Genomic DNA, 17,407 nt, shown 5'->3' with positions numbered 1-17,407 from the left:
ATCCATGCGCCTGCTTCTCCTGCTCGTCATCGCGTCCCTGGCGGCGTGCCAGGCCACCCCGCCCTTGCCGCAGTGGCAGAGCCCGGAGGCCCGCCAGCATGCCGATCTCGGTGTCATCCGCGACCTGCGCAGTGGCCAGACCCTGAGTCCACGGCAATTGCTCGACCGCCTCGCCGAGGCGCCGCGCGTGCTGGTGGGCGAACAGCACGACAACCCCGACCACCACGCCCTGCAGTTGTGGTTGCTACAGGCGCTGGAAGGCCGTCGCAGCCAGGGCAGCCTGCTGCTGGAAATGCTCAACCCCGACCAGCAGGCCAAGGTGGATGCCGTGCACGCACGCATCCGTTCCGGCGCCGATGAAGGTGAGCTGGAAAGCGCGCTGGCCTGGCAGAGGAGCTGGGACTGGGCGCTGTACGGCCCGATCGTGCGCCATGCGCTGGCCCAGCCCTACCCGCTGCTGGCGGCGAACCTGGATCGCAGCGAGATCATGCGCATCTATGGTGAGCAGCCAGCGCTCAGCGGCACCGCCTCGACCACGGCCACCGTCCAGGACGCTCTGCGCGAGCAGATCCGCGAATCCCATTGCGGGCTGCTGCCGGAGAGCCAGTTCCCGGCCATGCTCGCCGTGCAGCAGCAGCGTGACCGGCGCATGGCCGAGCGCCTGCTGGCGGCCCCGCAACCGGCGCTGCTCTTCGCCGGTGCCTTCCATGTGCGCCGCGACCTGGGCGTGCCGCTGCACCTGGCTGATCTCGGAGCGGGGGAGGGCAGTGCGGTGCTGATCCTCGCCGAGGCCGGCAAGACCGTGGAGCCGGGCAGTGCCGACTACGTCTGGTACACCGCCGCAGTCACTCCGGTTGACCATTGCGCCGAGATGCGCAAGCAGATGCACACGCGCCCTTGAATCCATCCTGTTGTCGATTTCGGAGTCCGTATGGCTGAACTGAACGATCCTGAGCTGGCCGCTCTGGCGGTCCGCCTGCTCGACCTGACTTCCCTCAACGACACGGATGACGAGGCGGTCATCGACACTCTTTGCACCCGCGCGCTGACGCCCGTCGGAGCGGTGGCTGCCGTCTGCGTCTACCCACGCTTCATCGGCTTTGCCCGGCGGCGTCTCGATGCGCTGGGCGCCGAAGCCGTGCGCGTCGCCACCGTGGCCAACTTTCCTCAGGGTGGCGTCGATGTACGGCGAGCGCTGGAGGAAACCCGGGCTGCCGTGGCCGATGGGGCGGACGAGGTGGACCTGGTCTATCCCTATGCTGCGTTGCTGGCGGGCGATGCCCAGCCGGGGCGCGATCTGGTGGCGGCATGCCGGGAAGCCTGCGGGGAACGGGCGGTGCTCAAGGTGATTCTCGAGACCGGGGCGCTGGCGCAGCCGGAGCTGATCCGCCAGGCCAGCCGCGATGCGATCGCGGCGGGTGCCCAGTTCATCAAGACCAGCACCGGCAAGGTGCCGGTCAACGCAACGCCGGAGGCGGCAGCGCTGATGCTCGGGGTCATTGCCGAGCAAGGCGGTACGGTGGGCTTCAAGGCGGCCGGCGGCTTGCGGACCCTGGCGGATGCGCGCTGCTACATCGAGCTGGCACGGACGACGCTCGGCGCGCACTGGGTAACCCCCGAGCATTTGCGGCTCGGTGCTTCAGGCTTGCTGGCCGAGCTGCTGAAGACCCTGGGTGCTGCGGGCGAGCCTGTAGCAAGTGCTGGCTACTGACTCATCACGACCTTCCCCACGTCCCCACGCGAGGCTGTCATGACCACACCCCACATCAATGCACAGCCGGGTGACTTTGCCGAGACCGTACTCATGCCCGGTGACCCGCTGCGGGCCCGGGCAATCGCCGAAACCTTTCTGGAAGACGTGCGGGAGGTGAACACCGTGCGCAACATGCTCGGCTATACCGGCCGCTACCGGGGGCAACGCGTTTCGGTGATGGGGTCGGGCATGGGCATCCCCTCCATCTCGCTTTACGCCCATGAGCTGTTCAGCCAGTTCGGCGTGCAGCGCATCATCCGCGTGGGCAGTTGCGGGGCCTTGCAGCCGGACGTCCACCTGCACGACCTGGTGATCGCTCAGGGCGCGTCCACCGATTCCGGCGTCAACCGCAAGCGCTTCGGCGGCTTCGACTTTGCCGCGCTGGCGGCTTACCGCTTGTTGGCGCGTGCCGTGAGCCGAGCCGATGAAATGGGGATGACGGTGCACGTGGGCAATGTGTTTTCCGCCGACCTGTTCTACGAGCCGACGGCCGATTGGATGGCGCCCATGAGCCGGATGGGCATCCTCGCCGTGGAGATGGAGGCGGCGGGGCTGTACGGCGTGGCGGCGGAGCTGGGGCGCGAGGCGTTGGCCGTATTGACGGTGAGCGACCAGTTGCTGACGGGGGAGCGCCTCGGATCGCAGGCGCGCCAGGAGGGGCTCCACGACATGACCCGGCTGGTGCTTGAAAGCGTGATCGACTGAGGGCGGTAGGCCCAGGTGGGACGTGGCTTTCAGCGGTTTTCTGCAGGCAAAAAAAGACCCGGCAAACTGCCGGGTCAATAACCGTGATTAGCCTGATGAGGAGATAATCTGAAGAGTCCGACTGCTTGGTCTCTCAGCTTACCGGCTGATCTCGCGACCAGTTGTGGTAATAATAACAATTCTCATTTCGTGGTCAAGTGCAGGATGTAAAAAAATTCGTCAGAACAGGATGAACGGTCATCAGGCACGAAAAACCCGGCAGTTGCCGGGCTTTTTGTAGGGTTGTGTGGATCAGCCTTCCGGGTTCGCCTGGCGCTGTTGGGTGATTTCCTTGTTCAGCAGGTCGATGCGCCGCGCCATGCTCTCGATGAGGCTGTGGGCGATGCGTGGGTTGCTCTGCATCAAGCTGAGGAACTGATCCTTTGGGATCACCATCACGGTGCAGGGCTCGCTGGCGACGACGGTGGCACTGCGCTTCTCGCGGGTGAATACCGCCATGGCGCCGAAAATTTCGTCCTTCTGCACGTCGCCGACCTTCTGGCCGTCGACGAAGGCTTCGGCATGGCCTTCGATGATGATGAAAACGTGGTCGGCGTCGTCGCCCTGGTGGATCAGCTCCTCGCCGGCGGCGAAGTGCTGGAAGCCGGTGGAGGGGCGGATCTCCGGCTGCTTCAGTCGAGCCAGCGCGTCCGAGAGCAGGGCGGTGTGACCGATCAGGTACTGGATGAACTGCTCCTGGCGCTGCTCGTCGGCATAAATGTGCTTGAACACAGCGCTGCGGGAGTAGGGGGTGAGGCTTACAGGCTCGTCGCTGCGGTAGCGGCAGCTTGGCAGCTCGATGCCTTGGCGCAGGCCTACCAGGTCGCCTTCCTGGAGGTAGAAGAGGGGGCGTTCGTCGACCAGGGCGTGCAGCAAGCCATTCTCGATGATGAATAGCTGATTGCCAGGCAACTCCCGGTTCAGGTCCTCGACCGACTCGAAGGAGAGCGGGGGGCCGGAAGGTTCGAGCCCGTCGAGCAGCTGGCTGGGAATGCTTTGCAGTCGGTTGATCAGCTGGTCGGCGTAAGCAGGTTGCTCCCCGAGTAGGTACATGTCGGTAATTCCTTGGACTGGCTGGGCTTGGACGCACGAACGTCCCTGAAACAATAGGGCGCATCGGTACGAACGTAAATCACCGAGCGCTGGTGTTGTGAGCTAGCTCCTGTTGTTCTGCGGAAAAGACTCGAGCTCGCCGTTGAGTTGGGCCTTGTGGCCCGGGGGCAGCTCGTTCCAGTGCACGTCCAGCAGGGCCCCTTCAATGGCGTACAGAAGCACCTTGGAGGCGCGAAAGCCGCGGGCCTTTACCGCTCTATAGGCGCCTACAGCCCCCAGGCGGCGAAGGTCGGACGCATTGTGTATACCCACCGCGTGCAACCATTGTGCCGAGGTCTTGCCGAGGTTCTTCAGGTTCTGCAATTCATCGTTCATCGAGCCTCCTTGCAATGGGTGCGCGAGAGGACAGGTTTCCCGGTGTCGCGCCCAAGAGTGTAGCGGGCGGTCAGGCGGATGTGGCCGCATGACATCACTCGTTCGACGGTTGGTCAGCGGTGGGTGTTGTAGCGCAGGCGGGTGCCGAAATTCACCGACATGAGCAGCTCGTCCGCAGCCAGTTCGGTGGGGAAATAGGCGCCCGAGATCTGTGCGTGGGCGATGCTGGCGCCCTGCAATTGGGATTCGCGGAAGTCGATGCCGCGCAGGTCGGCCCCCCTGAAGTAGGCGTCGGTGAAGTCGACGCCACGGGCATCCAGGCCGCGCAGGTCGATGCCGCGAAAGTCACCGCCGCGCAGGTCGACGGTGCCGTCGGCTGGTTTCCGGGCGTTGAAGCCCGCGATGTCGTCGTTACGCAGGAGGAGGTAGAGAGGCGAGTCGAGCTGATGGGGAAGTGTCATGGCGGGGCTCGTCCGTTGAGGGTTCCCCGGGAGTATAGAAGGTGCGGCAGGAATTCCCTGCCGCACCTTGGGAGGGGCTCAGAGTCCCGGCAGGAACTGGCGGATGCGCTCGACCAGGGTGTCCAGGCTCTTGGCCTGGTGAGTGTCGATGCGGGTGCTGTGGGCTTGCTCTTCGCTGTCGAGGGGCTCGCGGCTGACGTGCTGCGCTTGTACCACCTCCAGGGTGGCGTCGGAGGGGTCAGTGCCCTGCTGGCGGCGCTGCTCCAGCCAACTGGCGATAACCGCATCCGGTGCCTGGCAGTCGAGAATCAGGAACGCGGTGCCGGCCTTCTCGGCCACGGTGCGAGCGCCCTGACGCTGGGTGCGCTTGAGGTAGGCGGCGTCGAGTACCACCGGGAAGCCGGCGCTCAGCACCTGCTCGGCCAGCTCGTGCAGGCGCTGGTAGGTGGCCTCGGTGGATTCGGGGCTATAGATGCCGCTGTTCAGTTCGCCGTCTTTCCCCGGCTGTTCGCCGAACAGGCGCTTGCGCTCCACGTCCGAACGCAGGCGGATGGCGCCCAGGGCTTCCACCAGGCGCAGAGCGACGTGGCTCTTGCCGACCGCCGAGACGCCGTGGGTGAGGGCGAGGAAGCGCAGCGGGATGGTGCTGTAGCTCTCTGCCAGGTTGGCGTAGTTGCGGTACTGGCGCAGGGTGGCGGCGCGCTGCACGGCGTCGGTCTGGTGGGCGAGGCTGAACAGGGCGACCTTGGCGCGCACCAGGGCGCGGTAGGCCTTGTAGAAGTTGAGCAGAGCCAGGCCACGGTAGTCGCCGGTTTCCTCGAGGTAGCGGCTGACCAGGCGGCGGGAGAGCGACTTGAGGCCACGGTCTTCGAGGTCCATCGCCAGGAAGCCGATGTCGGCATAGACGTCGGTGAAGCGGAAGGGCTCGTTGAACTCGATGCAGTCGAACAGCACCACTTCGCCGTTGATAAGGGTGGCATTGCCCAGGTGGATATCGCCGTGGCACTCACGGATGAAACCGTCGCGCTTGCGCTCGGCCAGCAGCGGCTTGAGGCGCTCGAAGCTGCTCTGCGCCCAGGCTTCCAGGGCGTCGAGTTGCTGCAGGTCGGCCTTGGCTTCGAGCATCGGGCGGATCTGGTCGAAGTTCTGCTGCACCGGCTGCATCACGGCTTCGGGCGTGCCCAGCGGGTGCTTCTCGTCCACGCGCGGGGCTTCGAGGTGGAACCGGGCAATTTGCTCGGCCAGGGCGTCGACGTGGGCCGGGCTCAGTTCACCACGGGACTGGATCTCGCTCAGCAGGTTGCTTTGCGGGAACTGCGCCATGCGGATGGCGTACTCGATCACCGGGCCTTCGCCTCCCAGGCGGGGGGCCGACTCGCTACCGGTGATGGGCACTACATCCAGGTAAAGGTCATGGGTGAGGCGTTGATTGAGACGGACTTCCTCGGTGCAGAAGTGCTGGCGGTCTTCCAGGCGGGTGAAGTCGAGGAAGCCGAAATTCACTGGCTTCTTGATCTTGTAGACGTAGGGACCGGTGAGCAGCACCCAGGAGATATGGGTTTCGATGACGCTGAAGGCTTCCACCGGATGGGGGTAGAGGCTCGGGTCCTGAAGGGCTTGGATCAATTGTTGGCTCACAGTCGTTCCTTGTTCTGGCACGTGCAGAGGCGGGCATTATGGGTGCTGTGCGCCACTCTGCAAACCATCAGGGGACGCCTACTGGCGCTGGGCAAAGTGCGTATAATGCGCCGCCATGACTCGTTCCCGATCCCCCCGCTCCCGTAAGAAACCCCGTTCCAGTGGCTTGCGCAGGCTCTTCGGCTGGGCTTTCAAGCTCAGCCTGGTGGGCCTGGTCGTCCTGGCGGGCTTCGCCGTCTATCTGGATGCCATCGTCCAGGAAAAATTCTCCGGTAAGCGCTGGACCGTGCCGGCGAAGGTCTATGCACGGCCCCTTGAGTTGTTCGTCGGGCTGAAGCTGGCCAAGGACGACTTCCTCAAGGAGCTCGACGCCCTCGGCTACCGTCGGGAGAGCGCCTCCAACGGGCCGGGTTCGGCCTCCGTGGCCGGCTCGACGGTGGAGCTGAACACCCGTGGCTTCCAGTTCTACGAAGGGGCTGAGCCGGCGCGTCTGATCAAGGTGCGCTTCTCCGGTGACTACGTGGCGGGGCTCAGCCAGGGCAGCGGTGCCAACCTGGCGGTTGCGCGCCTGGAGCCGCTGCTGATCGGTGGCCTCTACCCTGCTCACCACGAAGACCGGATTCTCATCAAGCTGGACCAGGCGCCGCCTTACCTGGTGGATACGCTGGTTGCGGTGGAGGACCGAGAATTCTTCAACCACTGGGGCGTCTCGCTGAAGTCCATCGCGCGGGCCATCTGGGTCAACGCCACCGCTGGTCAATTACGCCAAGGCGGTAGCACCCTGACCCAGCAGTTGGTGAAGAACTTCTACCTGACCAGCGAGCGCAGCATCACCCGCAAGGCCACCGAGGCGATGATGGCGATGCTGCTGGAAATGCATTACGACAAGCGCGAGATCCTTGAGGCCTACCTGAACGAGGTGTTCCTCGGCCAGGACGGCCAGCGCGCTGTGCACGGCTTCGGCCTCGCCAGCCAGTATTTCTTCAGTCAGCCGCTTTCCGAACTCAAGCTGCATCAGGTGGCGTTGCTGGTGGGGATGGTCAAGGGGCCGTCCCAGTTCAATCCGCGCCGCAATCCCGAGCGCGCGCTCGAGCGCCGGAACCTGGTGCTGGACCTGCTCGCCGAGCAGGGCGTGGTCACGGCCGAGGAGGCCGCAATGGCGAAGGCCAAGCCCCTGGGTGTGACGCCTCGCGGCAGCATGGCCGACAGCTCCTATCCGGCCTTCCTCGATCTGGTCAAACGCCAGTTGCGGGAAGATTACCGAGACGAGGACCTGACCGAGGAAGGGCTGCGCATCTTCACCAGCTTTGACCCCATTCTCCAGTTCAAGGCCGAGACGGCGCTGGAAGAGACGCTCAAGCGCCTGGCAGGCCGCAAGGGCGTGGATGAGGTGGAGTCCGCGATGGTGGTGAGCAATCCGGAGACCGGCGAGATCCAGGCCCTGATCGGCAGTCGCCAGCCCCGCTTCGCAGGCTTCAATCGGGCCATTGATGCGGTGCGTCCGGTCGGCTCCCTGATCAAGCCCGCTGTCTACCTGACGGCGTTGGAGCGGCCCAGCCAATACACCCTGACCAGTTGGGTGCAGGATGAGCCCTTCTCGGTGAAGGGGCAGGATGGCCAGGTCTGGACGCCGCAGAATTACGACCGCCGAGCCCATGGCACGATCTTTCTCTACCAAGGGCTGGCCAACTCTTACAACCTCTCCACGGCCAAGCTGGGCTTGGAAATTGGCGTGCCCAACGTGCTGAAGACCCTGGAGCGCCTGGGCGTGTCCCGCGAGTGGCCGGCGTATCCGTCCATGCTGTTGGGCGCCGGGGCGCTCAGTCCGATGGAAGTGGCGACGATGTACCAGACCCTGGCCAGCGGTGGTTTCAATACCCCGCTGCGGGGTATCCGCAGCGTGCTGGCTGCGGAGGGCGAGCCGCTCAAGCGCTACCCCTTCCAGATTCAGCAGCGCTTCGATCCGGGGGCTATTTACCTGGTGCAGAACGCCATGCAGCGCGTGATGCGTGAGGGTACGGGGCGCTCCGTCTACAGCCAGTTGCCAGCGTCCCTGACCCTGGCAGGCAAGACTGGCACCACCAACGATTCGCGTGATAGCTGGTTCGCCGGTTTCAGTCAGGATTTGCTGGCCGTGGTCTGGCTTGGTCGTGACGACAACGGCAAGACGCCGCTGACCGGTGCCACGGGTGCCCTGCAGGTGTGGGCCAGCTTCATGCGCAAGGCCGATCCGCTGCCACTCGACATGCCCATGCCGGAGAACGTTGTCCAGGCCTGGATCGATCCGCGTACCGGTCAGGGCTCCGATTCGAGCTGCCCAGGGGCTGTACAGATGCCTTATATTCGCGGCAGTGAGCCCGCTCCTGGCCAGGCCTGTGGCGTGGGGGCGCCGGTGGACTCGGTGATGGACTGGGTCCGCGGCTGGGTGCAATGAACGAAGAGGACCTGATGTGAACAAAGGCTGGATTCCTGCGGTTACCGTCGCGCTCATGCTTGGTGGTTGCGCCACCCCTCAACGCAATGCAATTCCTGTCGTCGACTCCGGTGGCCCGATGTCCGAGCAGGAAGAGGGCGCGGGCGGCTATCGGGCACCCGTGCAGGCTGCCCAGCCTCGCTATGAGCCGCAGGATGCGGGCGTCGTGGTGATGGTTCCGGGGGCTACTTCCGGTTCGTCCGCGCAGGCCATGCCGGCACCGAGTGCGCCCATCAGTGGTTCGGTGACCTCTGGTCCGATCACTCCGGGACCGCTCGTCACCGGCCCGGCAGCAGGCGTTTCGGCACCTGCCGCCAGCCTCAATTACGGCAGCACCTATTCCGCCCCGACCGCGCCGTCCATGCCGAGCGGCATCCCCTTCAGTGGTGGCCTGGCTGCCGACGAGCAACTGGATGGCCCGGTGCTGGCCTTGCTGACCACTGCCCAGCAGCAACAGGGTGGTGGTGATCTCAACGGTGCTGCGTCCAGTCTCGAACGTGCGCAGCGCATCGCTCCTCGTGAGCCTCAGGTGCTCTACCGCCTGGCGGAGGTTCGCCTCGCCCAGGGGGACGCTGCCCAGGCCGAGCAACTGGCCCGGCGTGGTCTGAGTCTTTCCAACGGGCGTCCCTCCCTCCAGGCGGGCCTTTGGGAGCTGGTGGCCAAGTCCCGCGAGCGTCAGGGTGATCCGGCAGGTGCTGCCCAGGCACGTCAGCGCGCTCGGGTCAGCTCCTGATGGATGTGCGCCTGGCCGAGGTGGCTGATCAGCTGCTGCTGATCGAGCGCGAGCTCCGCATGCTCGGCTGGTGGGCAGAGCAGCCGCCCAGTGCCGAGGCGCTGGCGAGCCAGGCGCCGTTCTGCGTCGACACGATGGCGTTCGAAGAGTGGTTGCAGTGGATCTTCCTGCCGAGGATGAAGGTGATCCTCGAGGCTGGTGCCCAGTTGCCTCGGGTTTCCGGCATCCTGCCCATGGCCGAGATGGCCTATCAGGAACGTGCAGGGAATGTGCAGGGGCTTCTCGAAGCGCTCGGCGCTTTTGATCGGTTGATCGGCAGCGCCGGCTGAGCAGATCGGGCGTGCGTTACTGGCAGTTCTCGGCGATGGCCTTCTGGGTCTCCTTGAGTCGGGACTGACGTTCTTCTTCGGTCAGGCGGCGAACTTCTCCCTTGTCTTCCACGCGCAGGCGCGGGTTGTTCTGCATCTGCGCCAGGTTGGTGCGCAGCTGGGTGCAGTATTCCTTGCGCTCGGCTTCCTGCTTGGCGACGTCCTTCTTCACTTTCTCGTCGATGGCTTTTTGCTCGTCCTCGCTGGCGGGCTGGGCCTGAGTGGGCGCCTTGGCCGGCTCTTCGGTCTTGTTGAGAACCGGGTAAGGATTCTCGAAGCTCGCTTTCGGCTCTTTGGGTTCGGCCTTGCCGGTGGATACCTGGGTCGAATCCTGGCCCTGCGGAGGTTGTGCGCCGAAATGCGTGACACCCTGGGCATCGACCCACTTGTAGACCTGGCCGGCCATGGCCGAGGTGCTGAGGGCGAGAACCAGGCCTGCGAAAATCATGCGATGCATGGGGGTTCCTTAATAAGAAGGGGAGTCCGGCGGTAACTATAACCAAAGTCCCGTGGCTGTGATCCAGCGTGTGTCACAGCATTTCGCGCGATTTTCCGTTAGGGATGACTTGACTTGCGGGGCTCTAATCCGAAGAATCCAGGGTTCGCTGTTCCAGTGGGCCGGCCGCAAGTCGGAAGCTGTAGCAGTCGATGAGGTGCACACCCGCGCCGACCCGCATCACCCTGCAACGCGTTACCTCGCGCTGGGTGGGAAAGCCCCGCAACAACTCTCAGGGGTCGCCCCAATGCTTGTTCTGCCAGTGGCTGACGTAGTCGGCGACCACCAGTCGCTCATGCCCTGTGGACGAGCAATCCTTTCAGGCTGTCCGGTCGCGGGCAGTATTCTGGCGTTCTAGAGGTGATAAACGTGGAGCTCTTATCTGGCGCTGAAATGGTCGTCCGCTCCCTGCGTGACGAAGGCGTTAAGTACATTTACGGGTACCCGGGTGGTGCCCTCCTGCATATCTACGATGCCCTGTTCAAGGAAAGCGACGTGACCCACATCCTGGTCCGTCACGAGCAGGCTGCTACCCACATGGCTGACGGCTATGCCCGCGCCACCGGCAAGGCCGGTGTGGTGTTGGTCACGTCCGGCCCCGGCGCAACCAACGCCGTTACCGGCATTGCCACCGCGTATATGGACTCCATTCCGATGGTGATCCTGTCCGGCCAGGTGCCGAGCAACATGGTGGGTACCGACGCATTCCAGGAGACCGACATGGTCGGTATCTCCCGCCCGATCGTGAAGCACAGCTTCATCATCAAGCACCCGTCCGAAATCCCCGAGGTGATCAAGAAGGCGTTCTACCTCGCCCAGTCGGGTCGTCCGGGGCCGGTCGTGGTCGACATTCCCAAGGATATGGGCGACCCGACCCAGAAGTTCGAGTACAGCTACCCGAAGAAGGTGAAGCTGCGCTCCTACAGCCCGGCTGTTCGTGGGCACTCGGGGCAGATCCGCAAGGCTGCCGAGCTGCTGCTGGCTGCCAAGCGCCCGATCCTCTATTCGGGCGGTGGCGTCATCATGGGCGGCGCATCCGAGCCGCTGACCGAGCTGGCCAAGATGCTCAACCTGCCGGTAACCAACACCCTGATGGGGTTGGGCGCGTTCCCGGGCATGGACCGTCAGTTCGTCGGCATGCTCGGCATGCACGGTAGCTACACCGCGAACCTGGCGATGCACCACGCTGACGTCATCCTGGCAGTGGGCGCTCGCTTCGATGATCGCGTGATCAACGGTGCGAGCAAGTTCTGCCCGAACGCCAAGATCATCCACATCGACATCGATCCGGCGTCCATTTCCAAGACCATCAAGGCCGACATCCCGATCGTGGGGCCGGTCGACAGCGTGCTGACCGAGATGGTCGCGATCCTCAAGGAGATCGGCGAGACGCCGAACCGCGAGACCGTTGCCAGCTGGTGGAAGCAGATCGACGAGTGGCGTGGTGATCGTGGCCTGTTCCCCTATGACAAGGGCGACGGCAGCATCATCAAGCCGCAGACCGTCATCGAGACACTGTGCGAAGTCACCAAGGGCGATGCCTACGTCGCATCCGACGTGGGTCAGCACCAGATGTTTGCGGCCCAGTACTACCGCTTCAACAAGCCCAACCGCTGGATCAACTCCGGTGGCCTCGGCACCATGGGCTTCGGCTTCCCCGCTGCGATGGGCGTGAAGCTGAACTTCCCGGATGCCGACGTGGCGTGCGTGACCGGTGAGGGCAGCATCCAGATGAACATTCAGGAGCTGTCGACCTGCCTGCAGTACGACCTGCCGGTGAAGATCGTCAACCTCAACAACGGTGCGCTGGGCATGGTCCGCCAATGGCAGGACATGCAGTACAACAGCCGCTATTCCCATTCCTACATGGAATCGCTGCCTGACTTCGTCAAGCTGGTAGAAGCCTACGGCCACGTGGGCATGCGCATCACCGATCTCAAGGACCTGAAGCCGAAGATGGAAGAGGCGTTCGCCCTGAAGAACCGCCTGGTGTTCCTCGATATCCAGGTGGATCCGAGCGAGCACGTCTATCCGATGCAGATCCGGGATGGCGCCATGCGCGATATGTGGCTGAGCAAGACGGAGCGGACCTGACCATGCGACACATCATTTCCCTGTTGCTTGAGAACGAGCCCGGAGCCCTGTCCCGCGTCGTCGGCCTGTTCTCCCAGCGCAACTACAACATCGAAAGCCTGACCGTAGCGCCGACCGAGGACCCGACCCTGTCTCGTCTGACCCTGACGACCGTGGGCCAGGATGACGTGATCGAGCAGATCACCAAGAACCTCAACAAGCTGATCGAGGTGGTGAAGCTGGTCGACCTGTCGGAGAGCGCGCACATCGAGCGCGAGCTGATGTTGGTGAAGGTGAAGGCCACTGGCGCCCAGCGCGCCGAGGTCAAGCGCACCACCGATATCTTCCGTGGGCAGATCGTCGACGTGACCAGCAGCGTCTACACGATCCAGCTCGCCGGTACCAGCGACAAGCTCGACAGCTTCATCCAGGCGATCGGCACCAGTTCGATCCTCGAAACCGTGCGCAGTGGCGTGACCGGCATTGCTCGCGGCGACAAGGTGCTGAGCATCTGATTGCTGTTGAATGGAAAAACCCCGCCTTATGCGGGGTTTTTTATTACCTGGATTTACTGGCGGCGATTCCAGAAGGCGGAGATCAGTGGATCCTTCAGGCGCTTTTCCAAGGCGAACAGGCCGATGTCGTAGGCGGCCAAGGGCGGCTGGATATCGTAGAGGCGTATGCGTCCGGCCAAAGGGCTGTTGTCGAGGACGATCTGCGGGACCACGCCAATCCCGAACCCAAGGCTCACCATGCTGACGATGGCTTCGTTGCCGCTGACCTGAGCATAGATGTTGGGCTTGATGCCATGGCTTTTCAGCCAGCGGTCGGTACGGGTCCGGGCGAGGCCCTCTTCCGAGAGAATCATCGGCACGTCCTTCCAGCTTTGCGCCGTAGGCTGATGCAGTTGTTCCTCGGTCAGCAGCTGGGGTGACTGTGGGCCGATGAAGCGCAACTCGGAGCGGGTGATCGACTGGAAATCGATGCCGGCTGGCAGGTTGTCGGGCCGGGCGCCGATGGCGAGGTCTTCCAGCCCCTGTTGCACCCGTTCGACTGCCTTTGCCGGGTCGCCGGTGTGCAGCTTCATCTCGATGCGCGGGTAGTCCTGGCGGAAGCTGCTGAGGATGTCGTAGAGGAAGCTGTAGCTCGCCGTTACCGAGCAGTACAGCGACAGCTCGCCGTTCAGGTCCTGCTGGTCCTGCATGAGGCGCTGGCGGATGGCATGCCAGCCGCTCATGACCTCGCAGGCGTATTCGCGGAACTGCTGGCCCTCGCGAGTCAGTTGCACCGACCGGCTGTCGCGCACGAACAGGGGGGCACCCAGTTCATCCTCGAGCTGCTTGATGCTGCGGCTGAGTGCAGAGGGGCTGACATGCTGCTCTCGGCTGGTTTTGCCGAAGTGCAGGTTGTCTGCCAGAGAGAGAAAGAGCCTGAGGGCGTGGCTGTCCATGTGTGTTTCATTTATCGGCACGTTGCGTTGCGAATATATCATTTTACGCAACGAGACGGATCGCTTAATGTGCCCTTGTCACGGTGTGCGCACCCCCATCCCTTTCGTTATAAGAGCCAGAAACATGAAAGTTTATTACGACAAAGATTGCGATCTCTCCATCATCCAGGGCAAGAAAGTCGCCATCATTGGTTACGGCTCCCAGGGCCACGCCCAGGCCTGCAACCTGAAAGACTCAGGTGTCGACGTCACCATCGGTCTGCGCAAGGGTTCCGCCACCGTCGCCAAGGCTGAAGCCCATGGCCTGAAGGTCACCGACGTTGCCAGCGCTGTTGCAGCGGCTGACTTGGTGATGATCCTGACCCCGGACGAATTCCAGGGCCAGCTGTACAAGAACGAGATCGAGCCGAACATCAAGAAGGGTGCCACCCTGGCCTTCTCCCACGGCTTCGCTATCCACTACAACCAAGTTGTGCCGCGTGCCGACCTCGACGTGATCATGATCGCGCCGAAGGCTCCCGGTCATACCGTGCGCTCCGAATTCGTGAAGGGCGGCGGTATCCCTGACTTGATTGCCATCTACCAGGACGCTTCCGGCAATGCCAAGAACGTTGCCCTGTCCTACGCCTGCGGCGTGGGCGGCGGCCGCACCGGCATCATTGAGACCACTTTCAAGGACGAAACCGAAACCGATCTGTTCGGTGAGCAGGCCGTTCTGTGCGGTGGCTGCGTCGAGCTGGTCAAGGCCGGCTTCGAAACCCTCGTCGAGGCAGGCTATGCCCCCGAGATGGCCTACTTCGAGTGCCTGCACGAGCTGAAGCTGATCGTTGACCTCATGTACGAAGGCGGTATCGCCAACATGAACTACTCGATCTCCAACAATGCCGAATACGGTGAGTATGTGACTGGTCCTGAGGTCATCAACGCCGAGTCCCGTGCTGCCATGCGCAACGCTCTGAAGCGCATCCAGAACGGCGAATACGCGAAGATGTTCATCCAGGAAGGCGCATCCAACTACGCCTCCATGACTGCTTACCGTCGTAACAACGCTGCTCACCCCATTGAGCAGGTTGGCGAGCGTCTGCGCGCGATGATGCCGTGGATTGCCTCCAACAAGATCGTCGACAAGGCCAAGAACTGAGTTCAGGTCTTCGTATGAGGAAGCGCGGCTAAGGCCGCGTTTTTTCATTGGGGTGCCCGCATCTGGTATAAAGCCACATCGCCGGGCCCAGCGGCTCCCCCTTTGGTCCGGCTAAATTCATCTGCATATCTGCAAGGATGTTGTTCATGAGTGACCGTCCCGAGGAGCCCGGCAAGGCTCCAGAACCTGAAAGCCTCCTGCCCATCGACGAGCATGTCGAGGAAGGGCACGACGACCAGGGGCGCAAGGTTCGCCATCGCGGTATCTATCTGCTTCCCAACCTGTTCACCACGGCCAACCTGTTTGCTGGCTTCTACGCCATCATCAACGCCATGAGCGGTAACTTCTCTGTTGCAGCGGCGACTATTTTTGTGGCGATGGTTCTCGATAGCCTGGATGGGCGCGTAGCCCGCCTGACCAACACGCAAAGCGCTTTCGGTGCCGAGTACGACTCGCTGTCGGACATGGTTGCGTTCGGTGTTGCTCCTGCGTTGTTGGCGTTCGAGTGGGCCTTGAGTGGCCTGAACAGCGTTGGACTTACCGTTGCCTTCATTTATGTCGCTGGGGCTGCACTGCGTTTGGCCCGTTTCAATACCCAGATCGGCAAGACCGACAAACGCTACTTCATCGGTCTCGCCAGTCCGGCGGCGGCGGGGGTGGTGGCCGGTACTGTGTGGGCGTTCAGTGACTTCGGCATCAAGGGTTCCAACATGTCGTTTATCGTCGCCATGCTGGTGGCGGCTGCGGGCATGCTGATGGTCAGTAATATCAAGTACTACAGTTTCAAGGATCTGGATCTGAAAGGGCGCGTACCTTTCGTGGCGATCCTCGTGGTGGTATTGGCCTTTGCCGTGGTCTTCAGTGATCCGCCGCGTATCCTGCTGCTAATCTTCCTGGCCTACGCCGCTTCCGGTCCGGTGCAATACTTGCTCCAGATGCGTCGCCGCCAGCACGTCGAGTGATGTAATTTTCCCGCGGCTCCGCAGTCTACTGGCCAAACCGAAGCCGTACTGCGGAGTCCCCCGATGCTTATCAAGGTTTCATCTCTTTCCATCGCTCGCGAGAGCGAGGTCACCCCTGAATCCGTCTATCTGTCCCGCCGCACTTTCATGGCAGGTGTGGGGGCTGCCGCTGCACTTGCTGGCTTGCCTGTACGCGCAGATGGGCCAGGCGACTATCCCGATGTAGAGCTTGGGCATGCCCCTGCCTGGTTCGAGGGAAAACTCTCGGATGTCCGTTGGCGAGCAAGTGTGCCGGGGAATGAGTCCATTACTCCATTCGTTGACGCTACTCACTACAACAACTTCTATGAGTTCGGTACCAACAAGGGGGATCCTGCCCGCTATGCGGGCGCACTGGCTGTTGAGCCATGGACAGTCAAGGTGGATGGCGAAGTTGGAAAGCCGGGCAGCTTCAGCCTGGAAGACCTGGTGAGTCCCCATCAGCTGGAGGAGCGTATCTACCGGCTCCGCTGTGTGGAGGGGTGGTCGATGGTAATCCCCTGGCTTGGATTTCCATTGGCGGATTTGTTGAGGCGGGTAGAGCCTACTTCCAAGGCGCGCTTCGTCCGTTTCGAGACACGTGTCGAACCTGAGCAGATGGCCGGCGTTCGCTCGGGGTTGTCTCTTATTGACTGGCCATACGTTGAAGGTTTGCGCCTTGATGAGGCCATGCATCCGCTTGCCTTGATGGCCGTCGGGATGTATGGGCGAGTGCTGCCTAACCAGAACGGGGCGCCATTGCGTCTGGTGGTCCCGTGGAAGTATGGCTTCAAGAGCATCAAGTCCATCGTCCGCATCAGCCTGCAGGAAGAGCAACCTTCGACGACATGGCAACTGATTGCGCCGAACGAGTACGGCTTCTACTCGAATGTGAATCCAGAAGTCGATCACCCCCGTTGGAGTCAGGCGCATGAGCGGCGCCTGCCGAGCGGCCTGTTCAGTCCCAATGTGATTCCGACACGGCTTTTCAACGGCTATGAGGAGGTCGCTGGCCTCTATGCTGGGCTCGATCTGCGGAAGAACTACTGATGCGTTATTGGCAGTGGCGATTCGTTGTCTTCCTGGGGGCTCTGGTGCCCCCCGTTCTATGGCTGTATCAGGCGTGGATCTTTGCCCTCGGTCCTGACCCGGGAAAAGCTCTTGTCGACAGGTTGGGCTTGGGTGTTCTCTGGTTGCTGCTCATCACGCTCAGCATGACTCCTCTGCAGAAAATAACAGGTTGGGGGGGATGGATTGCGGTCAGGCGCCAGCTTGGTCTGTGGTCCTTCTGCTATCTCTGCCTTCACATTGCAGCCTATGCCGTCTTTCTACTGGGGCTCGATCTGCAGCAGTTGGTGAGCGATCTCGGGAAACGCCCCTATATATTCGTGGGGGCAGTAGCCTTTATAGGGCTTCTTATTCTGGCGCTCACATCCAACCGCTACAGCATCCGTCGGCTTGGGAGGCGCTGGAAGCTGATTCACCGGAGTGTCTATGGAATCCTGGCGCTTGGCCTGCTTCATATGCTCTGGGTCGTTAGGGCTGACATGACCGAATGGGCAGCGTACGCGTTGGTGGGGGCTCTGCTTATGGGGTTGCGGTTACCTGCCGTTGCGAGGCTTCTGCCGAAAGTGTTCCGGGGTGTGCTGCGAGTTGACGGAAATATTTC

General features: G+C 62.7%; 18 protein-coding genes. 12 read left to right on the top strand and 6 right to left on the bottom strand.

From position 1 onward, the window contains the following. Positions 1 to 4: 4 nt before the first annotated feature. The 3 genes from A7D27_RS22175 to deoD are packed head-to-tail and all read left to right on the top strand — an operon-like array spanning position 5 to position 2,458. Entirely contained in the window at positions 5 to 901 is an 897-nt protein-coding gene (locus tag A7D27_RS22175) for a ChaN family lipoprotein (RefSeq protein WP_069566108.1), read from the top strand. A 30-nt stretch (positions 902 to 931) separates the two neighbouring features. After that, positions 932 to 1,711 carry a deoxyribose-phosphate aldolase gene (gene deoC, locus A7D27_RS22170; protein ID WP_069561600.1) on the top strand — a complete coding sequence of 260 codons (780 nt, stop codon included), beginning with the start codon at positions 932 to 934 and terminating at the stop codon, positions 1,709 to 1,711. A gap of 39 nt (positions 1,712 to 1,750) precedes the next feature. Further along, positions 1,751 to 2,458 (top strand): purine-nucleoside phosphorylase, encoded by a 708-nt coding sequence (gene deoD / locus A7D27_RS22165; protein ID WP_069566107.1) that lies wholly within the window; start codon positions 1,751 to 1,753, stop codon positions 2,456 to 2,458. A gap of 291 nt (positions 2,459 to 2,749) precedes the next feature. Here the strand turns inward: deoD and A7D27_RS22160 are convergent, their stop codons facing one another. The 4 genes from A7D27_RS22160 to A7D27_RS22145 all read right to left on the bottom strand — a co-directional run bounded on the left by A7D27_RS22160 (position 2,750) and on the right by A7D27_RS22145 (position 6,024). Next, positions 2,750 to 3,550 (bottom strand): Crp/Fnr family transcriptional regulator, encoded by an 801-nt coding sequence (locus A7D27_RS22160; protein WP_069561598.1) that lies wholly within the window; start codon positions 3,548 to 3,550, stop codon positions 2,750 to 2,752. A gap of 102 nt (positions 3,551 to 3,652) precedes the next feature. After that, the gene (locus tag A7D27_RS22155; RefSeq protein WP_044403307.1) at positions 3,653 to 3,925 is read right to left on the bottom strand and encodes a TfoX/Sxy family protein; all 273 of its coding nucleotides are present in this window, start codon (positions 3,923 to 3,925) and stop codon (positions 3,653 to 3,655) included. Between the two features lie 113 nt (positions 3,926 to 4,038). After that, entirely contained in the window at positions 4,039 to 4,386 is a 348-nt protein-coding gene (locus tag A7D27_RS22150; protein WP_069561597.1) for a pentapeptide repeat-containing protein, read from the bottom strand. Positions 4,387 to 4,464: 78 nt separating this feature from the next. Next, a complete protein-coding gene (locus tag A7D27_RS22145) occupies positions 4,465 to 6,024 on the bottom strand; it encodes a bifunctional aminoglycoside phosphotransferase/ATP-binding protein (protein ID WP_069566106.1) in 1,560 nt (519 codons plus the stop codon). Positions 6,025 to 6,139: 115 nt separating this feature from the next. Between A7D27_RS22145 and mrcB the strand changes: the two genes are divergently transcribed. The 3 genes from mrcB to A7D27_RS22130 are packed head-to-tail and all read left to right on the top strand — an operon-like array spanning position 6,140 to position 9,559. Then, on the top strand, positions 6,140 to 8,458 hold the full coding sequence (mrcB, locus tag A7D27_RS22140; RefSeq protein ID WP_139134160.1) for a penicillin-binding protein 1B: 2,319 nt from the start codon (positions 6,140 to 6,142) through the stop codon (positions 8,456 to 8,458). Between the two features lie 16 nt (positions 8,459 to 8,474). Next, on the top strand, positions 8,475 to 9,230 hold the full coding sequence (locus A7D27_RS22135) for a tetratricopeptide repeat protein (protein ID WP_069566104.1): 756 nt from the start codon (positions 8,475 to 8,477) through the stop codon (positions 9,228 to 9,230). Beyond that, positions 9,230 to 9,559 carry a YqcC family protein gene (locus A7D27_RS22130; protein WP_069566103.1) on the top strand — a complete coding sequence of 110 codons (330 nt, stop codon included), beginning with the start codon at positions 9,230 to 9,232 and terminating at the stop codon, positions 9,557 to 9,559. Before A7D27_RS22135 ends, A7D27_RS22130 begins: the two co-directional genes overlap by 1 nt. Positions 9,560 to 9,575: 16 nt before the next feature. Here A7D27_RS22130 and A7D27_RS22125 read toward each other — a convergent pair whose 3' ends face one another. Next, on the bottom strand, positions 9,576 to 10,055 hold the full coding sequence (locus A7D27_RS22125) for a DUF4124 domain-containing protein (RefSeq protein WP_069566102.1): 480 nt from the start codon (positions 10,053 to 10,055) through the stop codon (positions 9,576 to 9,578). A gap of 408 nt (positions 10,056 to 10,463) precedes the next feature. Here A7D27_RS22125 and A7D27_RS22120 point away from each other — a divergent pair, with 408 nt between their 5' ends. Together A7D27_RS22120 and ilvN are read left to right on the top strand one after the other, a co-directional pair. Next, positions 10,464 to 12,188, top strand: coding sequence for an acetolactate synthase 3 large subunit (locus A7D27_RS22120; RefSeq protein WP_069561593.1), 1,725 nt, complete (start codon positions 10,464 to 10,466; stop codon positions 12,186 to 12,188). Between the two features lie 2 nt (positions 12,189 to 12,190). Then, the gene (gene ilvN, locus A7D27_RS22115; protein WP_044403291.1) at positions 12,191 to 12,682 is read left to right on the top strand and encodes an acetolactate synthase small subunit; all 492 of its coding nucleotides are present in this window, start codon (positions 12,191 to 12,193) and stop codon (positions 12,680 to 12,682) included. Positions 12,683 to 12,735: 53 nt separating this feature from the next. Here ilvN and ilvY read toward each other — a convergent pair whose 3' ends face one another. Continuing rightward, positions 12,736 to 13,617: an HTH-type transcriptional activator IlvY gene (gene ilvY / locus A7D27_RS22110; RefSeq protein WP_069566101.1), complete on the bottom strand. Its 882-nt coding sequence runs from the start codon at positions 13,615 to 13,617 to the stop codon at positions 12,736 to 12,738. 124 nt (positions 13,618 to 13,741) lie between these two features. Here ilvY and ilvC point away from each other — a divergent pair, with 124 nt between their 5' ends. The 4 genes from ilvC to msrQ all read left to right on the top strand — a co-directional run. Then, on the top strand, positions 13,742 to 14,758 hold the full coding sequence (gene ilvC / locus A7D27_RS22105; protein ID WP_044403288.1) for a ketol-acid reductoisomerase: 1,017 nt from the start codon (positions 13,742 to 13,744) through the stop codon (positions 14,756 to 14,758). Positions 14,759 to 14,904: 146 nt separating this feature from the next. Beyond that, the gene (gene pssA / locus A7D27_RS22100) at positions 14,905 to 15,720 is read left to right on the top strand and encodes a CDP-diacylglycerol--serine O-phosphatidyltransferase (RefSeq protein WP_044403286.1); all 816 of its coding nucleotides are present in this window, start codon (positions 14,905 to 14,907) and stop codon (positions 15,718 to 15,720) included. Between the two features lie 63 nt (positions 15,721 to 15,783). Then, positions 15,784 to 16,788, top strand: a complete 1,005-nt coding sequence (gene msrP, locus A7D27_RS22095; RefSeq protein WP_069566100.1) for a protein-methionine-sulfoxide reductase catalytic subunit MsrP — start codon at positions 15,784 to 15,786, stop codon at positions 16,786 to 16,788. Then, positions 16,788 to 17,407: protein-methionine-sulfoxide reductase heme-binding subunit MsrQ (msrQ, locus tag A7D27_RS22090; protein ID WP_069566099.1), on the top strand; the 620-nt coding region annotated here is incomplete at its 3' end. The genes msrP and msrQ, both read left to right, overlap by 1 nt.

This window comes from Pseudomonas sp. 1D4 (assembly GCF_001728925.1).
GTDB lineage: Bacteria > Pseudomonadota > Gammaproteobacteria > Pseudomonadales > Pseudomonadaceae > Metapseudomonas > Metapseudomonas otitidis.
This window is presented reverse-complemented; position numbering and strand designations above follow the sequence as displayed.

Bases quoted from the DNA above. Each gene is read 5' to 3' on its own strand.
- A7D27_RS22175 (WP_069566108.1), top strand. From the start codon at position 5: ATGCGCCTGCTTCTCCTGCTCGTCATCGCGTCCCTGGCGGCGTGCCAG.
- deoC (WP_069561600.1), top strand. From the start codon at position 932: ATGGCTGAACTGAACGATCCTGAGCTGGCCGCTCTGGCGGTCCGCCTG.
- deoD (WP_069566107.1), top strand. From the start codon at position 1,751: ATGACCACACCCCACATCAATGCACAGCCGGGTGACTTTGCCGAGACC.
- A7D27_RS22160 (WP_069561598.1), bottom strand. From the start codon at position 3,550: ATGTACCTACTCGGGGAGCAACCTGCTTACGCCGACCAGCTGATCAAC.
- A7D27_RS22155 (WP_044403307.1), bottom strand. From the start codon at position 3,925: ATGAACGATGAATTGCAGAACCTGAAGAACCTCGGCAAGACCTCGGCA.
- A7D27_RS22150 (WP_069561597.1), bottom strand. From the start codon at position 4,386: ATGACACTTCCCCATCAGCTCGACTCGCCTCTCTACCTCCTCCTGCGT.
- mrcB (WP_139134160.1), top strand. From the start codon at position 6,140: ATGACTCGTTCCCGATCCCCCCGCTCCCGTAAGAAACCCCGTTCCAGT.
- A7D27_RS22130 (WP_069566103.1), top strand. From the start codon at position 9,230: ATGGATGTGCGCCTGGCCGAGGTGGCTGATCAGCTGCTGCTGATCGAG.
- A7D27_RS22125 (WP_069566102.1), bottom strand. From the start codon at position 10,055: ATGCATCGCATGATTTTCGCAGGCCTGGTTCTCGCCCTCAGCACCTCG.
- ilvN (WP_044403291.1), top strand. From the start codon at position 12,191: ATGCGACACATCATTTCCCTGTTGCTTGAGAACGAGCCCGGAGCCCTG.
- ilvY (WP_069566101.1), bottom strand. From the start codon at position 13,617: ATGGACAGCCACGCCCTCAGGCTCTTTCTCTCTCTGGCAGACAACCTG.
- ilvC (WP_044403288.1), top strand. From the start codon at position 13,742: ATGAAAGTTTATTACGACAAAGATTGCGATCTCTCCATCATCCAGGGC.
- pssA (WP_044403286.1), top strand. From the start codon at position 14,905: ATGAGTGACCGTCCCGAGGAGCCCGGCAAGGCTCCAGAACCTGAAAGC.
- msrP (WP_069566100.1), top strand. From the start codon at position 15,784: ATGCTTATCAAGGTTTCATCTCTTTCCATCGCTCGCGAGAGCGAGGTC.